The sequence below is a fragment of the Clostridium sp. genome, from assembly GCF_051654825.1.
Taxonomy (GTDB): Bacteria; Bacillota; Clostridia; order Clostridiales; family Clostridiaceae; genus Clostridium.
Genome location: NZ_JBOFYU010000192.1, coordinates 1 through 12,866, shown reverse-complemented (window position 1 = coordinate 12,866; position 12,866 = coordinate 1). Strand labels below are relative to the sequence as shown.

Below are 12,866 nucleotides of genomic sequence, written 5' to 3'. Positions count from 1 at the left end.
CTTTAAATAAAATTCAAATTTTAAAGCATGAAATTAGGGTATAAAAGCATAAATAATATATTAGAAAAGGAGTGAGAATTTTGGATGGAATTATTACTGTAAGTTTATGTATGATAGTAAAAGATGAAGAACAAACATTAGAAAGATGTTTAGAATCAGTAAAGGATTTTGTAGATGAAATAATAATAGTAGATACAGGATCTACAGATTTAACAAAGGAAATTGCGAGAAAATATTCTGCTAATATATATGACTTTAAATGGATAAATGACTTTGCAGAGGCTAGAAATTATTCTTTTAGTAAGGCTACACAGGAATATATACTATGGTTAGATGGCGATGATTATTTTGATGATGAAAATAAAAAGAAATTATTAGAATTAAAAAAGAATATAAGTAGGTCTTTAGATGCTATAAATATGAATTACTCATTATCTAGAGATGAAAATGGAAAAACAACTTATTCATTAAGAAGAAATAGGCTAGTTAAAAGATCAAATAATTTTAAATGGATAGGAAAAATACACGAGTATTTAGAAGTTGGTGGAAATACATTAGCTATTGACATAGCAGTAAATCATGGGAAAATAAAGTCAGCAGGAAATAGAAATTTAACTATATTTAGAGATATGGAAAAAAATAAGGATAAGTTTACACCAAGAGATTTATTTTATTTTGGAAATGAGTTATATCACAATGGATTATTTGATGAAGCTATAGATAAATATGAAAAATTCTTAGATTCAGGACAAGGATGGGTAGAAGATATAAAAACAGCTACTGCAAATTTAGTTCAATGTTATGGAGCTACTAATCAAGGGGAAAAGAAAATAGGTGTTATATTAAAATCCTTTGAACATGATATACCAAGGGCGGAGGTCTGCTGTAGATTAGCAGAATGTTTTTTAGAAAAAAATCAGCTTAAGCAATGTATTTTTTGGTATAAGATAGCATTAGGATGCAAGCCAGAAGAAGGTAGCTTAGGAATAAATAATCCTATTTATTATACATGGATTCCAACTATTCAACTTTGTGTATGTTATTCAAGATTAGAGGATTACGAAACAGCATATTATTATAATGAGTTAACTGCAATTTATGGTGGAAATGCTGATAAGGTTGAGCACAATAGATCATTTCTAAAAGGAAAATTAAAAGAATTAGGAATAGCAATTCCTATATTAGATATAGGATTATTTGATAGAAGGTATAAATCATTATAATAAGTTTAGGGGTATCTCGTAAGTGATTTTTAATAATTTACGTAGATGACCTCTTTTATTTTGATTTTATAATTATGGTTATAAAATCAAAATAAAAGACTTAACATAAATAAAGTTAATAAAAGGGTATATATAAACTTTAAAAAGAATATCAGACAATATGGATAAAAATGGGAAATGTGTCTATAATATAAGTATAGGCAATTTAATTGCTTATACTTACTGCACTACACATAAGAAAATAAATGTAAAAAACAAAATAAGAATGTAAAAAAATTAAAGCAGCTAAAGAAAGTAAAAAAACTAAAGCAATTAATCTAACAAAAGAGAGTAGAGAACTATAAAGATAAATTAATTTAAAAACTTTAGATAATTAAATGACATATATTTATTAGGGCCTTAGTAAAAAAATATTAAATAAAAAAGTTATTTTAGTAAAATAGAAATAAATTTTTAGTAGAGGAATATATTAATTATATATAAAGCATTAATTTAAGTTAAAAAAATATTATTGATTATATAATTTTAAATAGCATTGAACATGAAAATCACTAATGAAAGATAAAAAATAGGTTTATTATTAGTAAATTTTACGCACTTTATGACAACGTTTACTAATCATTTTTTAATTTAAGGGATAAGGAGGGAGATATACTTGGATGAAAGTTATAAAAAGATAAATTCAAATAATGAAGAAGATAAAGCTGTAACAGTGGTTTTGGACAAGGTTACAGGAATGCCCATTAATATTGATTTATGTGAATTAACAACTGAAGAAGGTTAATTTAACTTAAATATAAGTTATTTAGATATTAAAAATTTAACTAAATATAATGTGGAGGGTAAGTAAATGTTTTTAAGAAAAAAGACAATATCACTAGCTTTATTTACGGCTATGTGCACATCATTAGTCACGCCAGTTCCAATTGGAGCTACACAAAAAGCACCATGGAGTGAAAAGGAAATAGAAAAAATAATATCGGATACTATAGAATGGCTACCAGAGGATAGTAAGTTTACACATAATGAGTATAAGGGAATAAATTATACAAATACAAAGGGTGAACAAGTACAAGCTGTAGATGTTTGGGGAATAAATAGAGAGGAAGCAACCACATATACGACTCCGTATCAAGATGTAGAGTCAGCTCGTATTGGGGCATTAGAATACAAAAAGGAAGCTTCTAAATATTATCAATTATTAACTGGAGAGAATGAAAACTGGGATTTAACAGTTGTTCAAAATGCTGAACAAGCTCAAAAGTTTTTAGATGGTGGATTTATGAATCCAGATTATAATATGGACTCAAGCGATGGATGGAAAAATGTTCAGTTGCCAGCAAGTTGGACTAGCTATGGATTTGATTTTTCTATATACACTAATGTTCAAATGCCTTGGCAAAATAAATATGATCAAAATGTACCAGTTCCACAGGCACCAATAAATTATAATCCAGTAGGATTATATAGAAAAAACTTTACAGTAAATGAAGATATGATTAGAGAAGATGGCAGAATATATATATCCTTTGAAGGTGTAGAATCAGCATACTATGTTTATATTAATGGAAAAGAAGTTGGATATAGTGAAGATAGCTATAGTCCACATAAATTTGATATAACAGATTATTTAAATCCACAAGGAGAAGAAAATACTTTAGCAGTAAAGGTTCATAAATTCTGTGATGGGACTTGGATGGAAGACCAAGATATGATTTATGATGGAGGAATTTTTAGAGATGTATATTTAACATCTAAAGAGGAAGTTCAAATTCATGACTTTACAGTAGTTACAGATTTAGATGAAAACTTCCAAAATGCAGATTTAAAAGTAAATGTAGATATTAGAAATATATCAGATAAAGATATTTCTAATTATTCAGTAGACGTAAAGCTATTTGATGAATTAGGGGAAAATATATTAGAAAATAATAAGTTGGAGCTAGGTGTAGATAAAGTAGGAGCTAAGGAGATAGGAACTGTAAGTGGAGAAAAACTTATAGAAAATCCAAAATTATGGTCAGCAGAAGATCCAAATCTTTATACATTAGTCTTAACATTAATAGATAAAAATACACGAAAAGAAATAGAAAGCACTTCACAACAACTAGGGTTTAGAGAAATAAACTTTACAAGTTCAACAGTTGATGGAAATTATCAAAATACAACTCAAAATTATCAAACTATGACTATTAACGGTAAGCCGCTTTTAATGAAGGGAACTAACCGTCATGATACAGATCCAATCTATGGAAAGCATATACCAAGAGAAACAGCAGAGAAAGATGTTGAAATAATGAAGCAAAATAATATAAATGCAATAAGAACTTCGCATTATAGCAATGATGAATATCTTTATTATTTAGCAGATAAATATGGTTTATATGTAATGGGAGAAACAAATTTAGAATCTCATGCAATAGCTAATGATGTAAATACTATGGCAAAATATTTTACTAATCTTTCATTAGATAGGACAAATACAAATTTAGAAAGATTAAAAAATAGAACATCAGTTGTAATGTGGTCTATTGGTAATGAAATGGGCTACACAACTAATGGTGGAGACAATATATTCCCTAAATTAATTTGGTATTTTAAAGATAGAGATGACACTCGTCCAGTTCATAGTGAAGGACAAGGATGGAATGGTGGAGTAGATACAGATAGTAATATGTATCCATCAGTTGACTATGTTTGGTCAAAGGCATCTACATCATCTAATAAAACAAGAATGCCTTATGTTCTTTGTGAATATTCACATGCAATGGGAAATGCTGTTGGTAATTTAAAGGAATACTGGGATGCAATAAGAAGCTCAGAAAATATGATAGGTGCATTTGTTTGGGATTGGGTTGACCAATCAAGAGTTGTATCATTAGAAAATTTACCTAAAACCTTTGAAATATGTGATATGAGTTCTCATAATTCTAAAGGATTAGTTTATGGAGATGGGATAATAAATGATGCTGATGAGGGTTCATTAACAGGTAAGTCATATAAGGGATATACAGTAATGGATTCAGAAAATAATGACATGTATAATAAAGAATTATCAGGAACAGGAGCAACATTTACATTTGAAGCAGTTGTTAAACCAGAATCAAATGCAAGAAATAGTGTTTTAGTAGCAAAGGGAGATTATCAAGTTGCATTAAAGACACAAAGTAGTGGAGAGGGACTAGAATTCTTTGTATATAACAATAATAACTGGTATTCATGTGCAGTACCATTCCCAGAAAATTGGGCAGGTAATTGGCATCAAGTTGCAGGTACTTTTGATGGAAATACATTAAAGGTTTACTGTGATGGTGAATTACTAGGGTCAAAGAATTATTCAGGAGCAATAGCCTCTTCAGGTGATCAATTAGGAATAGGATATGATGTTTCAAGAGGAAGAAGATTTGCTGGAGAAATGTCATTAGCTCGTGTTTATACAGAAGCATTAACAGCTGAAGAATTAAAGGCGCAATATAGTACAGAGCCTGCAATAAAATCAAATGATTCAAGAGTATTAGCATGGGTAGACTATTCAGCTCCAATAAATGAAAAAGAGAGTCCATATTGGGATTACTATGCATCATCAGATGAGCATCAAGATTTATATAATGAAGAAATGGATGGTAAATTCTTTGGATATGGTGGAGACTGGGGAGATAGTCCAAATGACAATGATTTCTGTGTAAATGGATTAGTTTCACCAGATAGAGATATTCAACCAGAACTTTATGAAGTTAAATATCAATATCAAAGCTTATGGTTTAATGGAACAGAAAAGCAAGTCTTAAATAAAAAGATAGAAGTTTATAATGAAAATAACTTTATAAATATGAATGAATATGATGTAGTTTGGGAGCTACTAGAGGATGGAAAAGTTATAGATAATGGAACTATAACTGAAGCTGTTAATCCAAAGGAAAGAAAAGAAATTACAGTTCCTTATAATATGCCAGAGGAGACTAAGGCTGGAGGAGAGTACTTCTTAAATATTTCAGCAAAATTAAAGGAAGATATATTATGGGCTAAAAAAGGTCATGAAGTTGCTTATGAACAATTTGAAGTTCCTGCAACAGTTAGCGATGTAGCTGCAGAAATAAATGGTGGGGTTAAAGTAGAAGAAAGTGAGACTCAATTATCAGTTTCAGGAAATGATTTTAACTTTACGATAGATAGAGCTACAGGAATAATGCAAAATTACACTTATAAGGGTGAATTATTAATGCAAGAAGGACCTAAGCCAAACTTCTGGAGAGGTATCTTAAATAATGATTCAGGTTATGATGGAAACTGGAAAAATGGAAACAAAAATATCACGGCTGAAGATATTACAGTCCAAACATCAGAAGATGGAAGAACTGTTATAACTACAAGTTTAAAATTAAATTCAGCTAATGGGGCTAAGGAAACTATTGTTTATACTGTTAATGGATCAGGTGAAATAACTGTTAACTTAACTGTTGATGCAGTAGGAACAGGAATGGGAAGATACGTTAAAGTAGGTTCTACAATGGTATTACCTGAAGGCTATGAAAATGTAACTTGGTATGGTGATGGACCTGTTGAATCATATCAAGATAGAAATACATTTGCTAGAGTAGGTATATATGAAAATACAGCTTCAAACTTCTTCTATCCATTCTTAAGCACTCAAGATACAGGAAATTTAACAGGAGTTAAATGGATTTCTGTTACTAATCCAAATAGTCAAAATGGGTTATTAGTATCAGGAACTAATCCAATAGAAGCAAGTGCATTACACTTTACAGCAGAGGAGCTTGATGATGCAACTCATCCATATGAATTAGGTTCACCAAGAAAAGATACTATTTTATCTTTAGATTATAAATCACAAGGTAATGGTAATAGTAGTTGTGGCCCACAAGTTTTAGAGCAATATAGATTATATAATGATAAGGCATATAACTATGAATATACAATAATTCCATATCAAACTACTGAAGATCCAATGGAATTAAGTAAGGCTTGGAGAAATATCGAAAGCTTTGATCAATCAGGATTTGATAAGGCTGAAGCCCAAAAGGTTATAGATGAAATAAATAAGGTATCATTTGTTTATTCATATAAGCAATATGATGCTATAATGGCTGCAAAATCTAAATATGATAATTTAAGCGATTCACAAAAAGAATTAGTAAGTAATTATTCTAAGCTTGAAGCTGCAATTGAAAAATTAGCTACATTAGAAGGTGCAGAGCCAGCATATTTAAAAGATTCAAGCAAAAATGAATTAAATACAATATTAACTAGTGATAGCATAATGATTGAAGATGAGGCGAGCAAATATAAAATGTCAGGGTCTTTAGAAATTAAAAATACAGCTGGAGAGAATGGTGGAGATATTTTTGCAGATGTAATAAAGGGTAAAAAGCCATTTACAATTGAAGCATGGGTAAAACCAACTAGCACAGATAAAAATTACAATATGATTATGGGTAAAGGCGATAGTAGCTTTGGATTTAGAACTAGACCAGGAAATAATGGAACAATAAGCTATGACTTCTTTATAAAAGCAACTAATGGAAATTGGTATTCAGTAGAAACTAATACTCCATTACCTGAAAATTGGGTAGGAAGCTTACATCAATTAGTAGGAACTTATGATGGAGCAACATTATCTTTCTATGTAGATGGACAATTAGTAGGAAGCAAGGCTGATGGAAGTACAGGTGGAGTAGCATCAAATAACACTTCATTATGGATAGGATATGATCCAGAAACAAATAGAAATAGTGATTATCAATTTGCAAGTACTCGTGTTTATGGAAAAGCATTAACAGCAGAAGAAGTAGAAATACAAAAATTAGCATTTACTTCAAATTCTGAATATGCAATAAATCCACAAGATGATTCAGTTGTAATGTGGATGGATATGGCTAACTTAGTAGTACCAACAAATGGAACTGTAGATCCGGGAGAAATAATAGTACAAAAACCAAGTAACTTAACATCAGAAGTTACAAAGGAAACAGCAACATTAACTTGGCAAGCACCGGAAAGCAGTGTTGGATTAGTTAGCTATGTAATTTATAAAGATGGTAAGGAAGTAGCTGAAGTAAGCAAAGACCAATTAAACTACAATGCAGAAGGCTTAAAAGCAAATACTATTTATGGATTTAAGGTAGTATCTAAATATTCAAATGGAGAGACTTCAAAACCAGTAAGTATAAATTTAAGAACTTCAAAGTAGAGTTAGTTAAATTAAGAGGCTGTCGCACTATTGCGGCAGCCCTTTTTTTATATTGAAGACTCATTTTTCTTGATGCTTTTAATTTTTATGTTATCGTGGAATTCTCTCCCTTCTGAGTTAATAGTATATTTTAATTTGATTTTTAGAACTGAGTCTTCGTTAAAATCTTTAACTTTTTCAAGCCCATATATACTATTGGTTAAATCACTCTTTTCGGGATAATGATCATTAATAGAAAGTTGTAATAAAGTTACTCCATCAATGGAGGCTTCAAATTCTATTGAATCTATTTTATCAATTTCATTTAATACTTTGAATGTAAAGCCACTTTGTACATAAATAGTTTTATTGAAGGATACTAATGTAAAATTATTAACAACTAAGTCTTCAGATGAAATATTGGTGCTAAAAATGTTTATTTTATTTTTTTCCATTATAAAAGATAGCAGAATTATATTAATAACTATAGATAGTATAATGGAGATTAAAAGCTTTCTATTCATAATTATAAGATGTACCTAGTTATATATATTTGAAGGCAATTGACTATCGACATAGTATTTATTATTTACTAGTGCTAAGTAAAGAGACATAGTTGCACCTACAGGAATGCTTGCCCCTACTGTAAATCCTTTTGTTGGCCAACTAACAGTGACATTTGAAACAGATTGCCAGTATATCCTTACTATAGCGGCTCTGTTATTAGGACTAGCTACTTCTTCGGCTAGTCTAACTTTCTCTATAGCTGGTAATCCTGAACAACCAAGACCAGTAGCATATCTATCCCATATATTACCATCGCCTACGAAAGAACTTGTACCATACCTTGCAACATAGAAGTCAGCTCTAAAACCTGCTCCAGCAAGACCAACTTGTTTAGAAACCATATGATCCTTATACATAGTACCAAAACTATCACTAGTAGTAGATCTACCTTTGTCAGATTCAGCAGAACCCTCTGTTTCTATTGATATAAATGAACCATCTTCAAATCTATAATATCTTTTATTATTAACAGGGTCATCAATATCGAAAGCATAAAAATCCTCAGGAATCTCAGAGGTTTTTTGAGGATTATAACAATCCCAAAGAATATCATTGTCTAATTTGTTAAGTAGAATATCTTGCTTATCTTTTGGAACATTATTTTCATTAAAGAATTCAATGTACTTATCAGTACTATCGAATGGTTTTATATTTTCTAATTTAATATTAGAATCTAATGTAGTAGCTTTAACTGTAGATATAGGTGATAATATTAAGCATGATAGTATAAGTAAAGATGATATAATTTTAAATTTTCTCATAAATAAATCCCCCTCAAATTTAAATTTGTTAATATATAAACTTAGTAGATTTTATTATTTATACATTTAATTCACCTCCAAATAAATTTTTAAATTATATGCTAATATCAAGTGTTATCTTGAGTTTATCATTAAAAAAAATAAATTAAAGACTTGAATTAAATGGAAAATATAATATAATTAAAATGAATATTGAAAAAAATGTAAAAAAATATAAAAAATTAAAAATAAAATTATATCATTAATTGTAATTATTTGTAATAAATAAAAAGATATAAAAAATTAGATATTTATTATATAGGAAAATTAATTAGGTTAAATTAGTTATAAATGTAAGAAGGGATTTTATAAAATAATAAAATTAAAAAATTCTTTTATTTTTTCAAATTATATACCTAATTCTTAATTATACTTTAGTTAACAGTTTTTTTATTTATGGAGCTAATCTGAATATTTAATATTAAATTTGAGTTTATTATATAAATATTAATGTTAATAATGATTAAAATGTTTAAAGAGGTTTATATGCACAAATGAGATTAGTTTATCAGTAAGATTAATTATATTAAGTTTATAATTATGTAAGGTAGCCTTTTATATAAAATAAATAAAATATTATAATAGGAAAAGTATTATAAGGAAATGTATAATAGTATAGTTCTAATTGTAAAAAATAGATAAATAATGAGGTGAAAACAATAGGGGTTTTGCTAAAGGAAAGAAAAAAAGAAAGAATAAAGATTAGCAATTTAAATGATTTTGTAGATGCTTTAGAAAGTGAAGGACATTATATAAATGAATTTAATGAAGATAAGTTTATTACTATAATTGCAGAAGCATTTAATGTAGATAAATATATAATTGAAGAATTATGTACAAGCTTAAATAATGATGATATCACTTATAGAGCAGATAATATTAAGGGATTAATTGATTATATAAATAAGATAAATATATTTGAAGATAATACTAATGAATTATTTAAGATAATAGAAAGAATGGACAAGTTAAGAATAGATAGAATTGAATATCAGCGTGAGCCAAGAATCCAAGAGGACATTGGTGATATGATGATTATGATAGAAAAAACAGCCATGGAATTATCAAGTGAAATAGATAATGAAGAAATATTAAAGTTAGATAAATTAGAAGAGGAAATAGGAAGTAAATATCTTTATGCAAAGGATATAGAACTATTAAAAAATATGATTTCATTTAACAAAGAATATTTAAGTGAAGAATATAATAGTGAAACTAGGACTAAAACAATAGAGATAGGAATTCCTAAAGCTTTAGATTATAAATATATAAAAGCTAAAAAAGGTAGTGTTGAATATTATAATTATTTAAATACAAATATAAGTAGGGTAGACAGGCTTATAAGAAATATAGATAAATATATAAAGTTTAGTGAAGAGGAAGAAGTCTATAATATCCATCAAAGCAAGGCATTACAGGATTCAATAAATATAGCATTTGCAGTATATAATGATAAGGAATTTAAAGCTATTAGTGGAAGCAATGAAATAGAAGGCTATTGCAGCTCTCCATTAATAGGAAAAGCTTTATTTAAAAGCCGTAAAGTAAATAAATTAGGAATGCTAGGTATAGGCTATGATAGAGTTAATGATAGTGAAAAAAAGATATTAGAAGAATTAAGTAAGAAAATAGATAATAAAGAAATAGAGGATAAGGGAAACTTTACTTTATATACAAAGTGGGAGCCTTGTCCAAGTTGTTATTACGTTATAAATCAATTTAGAGAAAAGCATCCACAGATAGATATAAAAATAAAATATATAAAAAAGTATTCTTAAAGAATATTTAAAAATAAAAAAAGACTTTATCAAAACTAGGTAGTTTATGATAAAGTCTTTTATGTTTACTATTAATTGTTTAATTATAAAAACTTATTTATATATTAATTATTAGTATGCAGTTAAAGTAGTTGTAGTCTACTTTAAATTTAGTATAAAAGTAAGCTATTAAGTAGTTAAAGATTGTTCTGATTTTGCGTAACGAGAAAACTTTAATAAATAAATGCATATCATTAATGTTATAACTTCAGCAAAGGGAACAGAAAGCCAAATTCCATTTGTTCCTAATAATCTAGGAAGAGTAAATACTCCTATAAGAATAAATACTAATCCTCTAGATAAAGAAACAATTGCAGATTCCTTTGCAAAGCCTATTGATGTAAAGTAAGCTGAACTTAAAATATTAAATCCACTTAATAAGAATGCAAATGAAAAGAATTTTGCTCCAACTACAGTAAGCTCATGGACAGCTACATTATTACTTCCAAATATACTAACTAAATTATTACTAAAGAAGAAAAGTAGAACAAATACTATTATGCCAACTACTAAAGCAATTATATAAGATAAGTTTAATATTTTTTTTACACGATCAAATCTTTTAGCACCATAGTTATAACTAACTATTGGGCCAATTCCATCTCCTATTCCTAGCATAATATATGAAGAGAATAACGAAATATAATTAATTATAGTAAAGGCAGCAACACCAGATTCTCCAGCAATATTTAAAAATGCAATATTAAATACATAAGATGTAACACCAGCAGATATAGATGTAATAGCTTCAGATGAGCCGTTATAAACTACAGGTAATATTGTGCTTTTATCAAATCTACCTTCGAATATATTCAAAACATTTTTTTTACTAAGCTGTGGCCAAATAACAATTAGTAAAACAGATGAATTAGATAATCCTGTTGCAATACCAGCACCAAATATTCCAAGGTTAAATATCTTTATAAATACATAGTTAAATATTAAGTTTAAGCATAAGCTTAATAGCATTCCTTTAAAATATAAATCAGGCTTATTAATTAACCTATTTGAAAAACCAAATTGATAAGATAAAAACATAGGAAGTAAGAAAATAGATATTGCCTTTATATAAAGGGCAGAATTTTCTATTAAAACATTATTAGCTCCTAGTAGCCTAGCTATTTCATCATTAAAAAAGAATCCAGATGTAGATAAAATAAAAGCTAATGCAAATAGTAGTATTAGAGAAGTCCTAAAAATATTTTGAGTTTTTTCCTTATCATTTTCTCCAAGGCTTCTTCCCATATAACTTAGAGAACCAATACACACCATCATAGAAAGAGCTAATGCAAATTGAAAAAATGGTTGAGCTATATTTACGCTTGCCATAGCATTTTCACCTATAAGATTTCCGACAAATAATCCATCTATAATAGTTTGAGCTCCAGCAATAAGCATGGAAACAATAGCTGGAATAGAATATTTTACTATAAGTTTTGATAAACTTTCAGTTCCTAAAGCATTTTCATTCATGATTTTAAAATCCTTTCTAAGTATAGATTTAGTATATAAATATAATAAGCTATATTGTAACAATATAGTCAAGCTGTTATTTTTATATACTTTAAACATTAACCAACATTATAGGTGCCTTGATACGAGTAAAGTTATAGTTGTGATATATATAGACATTTAGATAAAAAAGTTAATTATAAGGTTTGAATTAAAAGAGTATTAAGAGTGGGGGGGCTGGACATGTAATATGTAAGATAATGTACTAAAGATATTATAGATTAAATAATAGGTATTAATATTTAAAAATAGTAATTATAATTAATGAAATGGATAAAATTAATAGGATATTTAATATGCTTTTCAGGGAAATCAAGTTTAAATAGTAGGTTTTTATAGAAAATATAGTTGTATTTAGTGAATTTAACCTTAAAACTATACCTGGTGTATCAATATTAAATATAAATAGAAAAAAAGAGAAAAACAAAGAAAAAGCTTTATTATTTTAATAAAATAGAATAAATATTAAAATACAAAGTATATATACATGATATTATAAATCTCGTTCCAGTGAGGAACACACAAAAACCACTAACCAAGACAAACTTTCGACAGAAAAAACTTTTTGAAAAAAGTTGTTGACAAGAAAGAATGTCGGTGGTAAGATAATGAAGTCGCTTGAGGGCGATGAGGAAAAACAAAATGAAATAAACGAGCAAAACAAGTAGTTATGCACTTTAAGACATTTTGATTGGTCTTTGAAAATTGAACAGAATAAAAGTTAAGTAATAACCAGCAATTCTTTTGAGAGTCTTAAAAA

General features: G+C 27.9%; 7 protein-coding genes. 4 read left to right on the top strand and 3 right to left on the bottom strand.

Annotation, left to right across the window (positions count from 1 at the left end; genetic code table 11):
- The first annotated feature begins 80 nt into the window (after window positions 1-80).
- From ACRDBA_RS11115 to ACRDBA_RS11105, 3 genes are all read left to right on the top strand, one after another.
- Window positions 81-1,223, top strand: coding sequence for a tetratricopeptide repeat-containing glycosyltransferase family 2 protein (locus ACRDBA_RS11115; protein WP_438572984.1), 1,143 nt, complete (start codon window positions 81-83; stop codon window positions 1,221-1,223).
- Between the two features lie 655 nt (window positions 1,224-1,878).
- A complete protein-coding gene (locus ACRDBA_RS11110) occupies window positions 1,879-2,007 on the top strand; it encodes a hypothetical protein (RefSeq protein ID WP_438572983.1) in 129 nt (42 codons plus the stop codon).
- Between the two features lie 66 nt (window positions 2,008-2,073).
- Window positions 2,074-7,431 carry a glycoside hydrolase family 2 TIM barrel-domain containing protein gene (locus tag ACRDBA_RS11105; protein ID WP_438572982.1) on the top strand — a complete coding sequence of 1,786 codons (5,358 nt, stop codon included), beginning with the start codon at window positions 2,074-2,076 and terminating at the stop codon, window positions 7,429-7,431.
- Between the two features lie 47 nt (window positions 7,432-7,478).
- Here ACRDBA_RS11105 and ACRDBA_RS11100 read toward each other — a convergent pair whose 3' ends face one another.
- The gene (locus ACRDBA_RS11100) at window positions 7,479-7,934 is read right to left on the bottom strand and encodes a hypothetical protein (protein WP_438572981.1); all 456 of its coding nucleotides are present in this window, start codon (window positions 7,932-7,934) and stop codon (window positions 7,479-7,481) included.
- Window positions 7,935-7,949: 15 nt separating this feature from the next.
- Complete coding sequence (locus ACRDBA_RS11095; RefSeq protein ID WP_438572980.1) at window positions 7,950-8,738, bottom strand: hypothetical protein; 789 nt, start codon at window positions 8,736-8,738, stop codon at window positions 7,950-7,952.
- 707 nt (window positions 8,739-9,445) lie between these two features.
- Between ACRDBA_RS11095 and ACRDBA_RS11090 the strand changes: the two genes are divergently transcribed.
- Entirely contained in the window at window positions 9,446-10,555 is a 1,110-nt protein-coding gene (locus ACRDBA_RS11090) for a deaminase domain-containing protein (protein ID WP_438572979.1), read from the top strand.
- Window positions 10,556-10,723: 168 nt separating this feature from the next.
- Here ACRDBA_RS11090 and ACRDBA_RS11085 read toward each other — a convergent pair whose 3' ends face one another.
- On the bottom strand, window positions 10,724-12,067 hold the full coding sequence (locus tag ACRDBA_RS11085) for an MATE family efflux transporter (protein ID WP_438572978.1): 1,344 nt from the start codon (window positions 12,065-12,067) through the stop codon (window positions 10,724-10,726).
- Window positions 12,068-12,866 lie beyond the last annotated feature (799 nt).

Excerpts from the sequence above, each read along its gene's own strand:
- ACRDBA_RS11105 (WP_438572982.1), top strand. The coding sequence starts at position 2,074 with ATGTTTTTAAGAAAAAAGACAATATCACTAGCTTTATTTACGGCTATG.
- ACRDBA_RS11100 (WP_438572981.1), bottom strand. The coding sequence starts at position 7,934 with ATGAATAGAAAGCTTTTAATCTCCATTATACTATCTATAGTTATTAAT.
- ACRDBA_RS11095 (WP_438572980.1), bottom strand. The coding sequence starts at position 8,738 with ATGAGAAAATTTAAAATTATATCATCTTTACTTATACTATCATGCTTA.
- ACRDBA_RS11085 (WP_438572978.1), bottom strand. The coding sequence starts at position 12,067 with ATGAATGAAAATGCTTTAGGAACTGAAAGTTTATCAAAACTTATAGTA.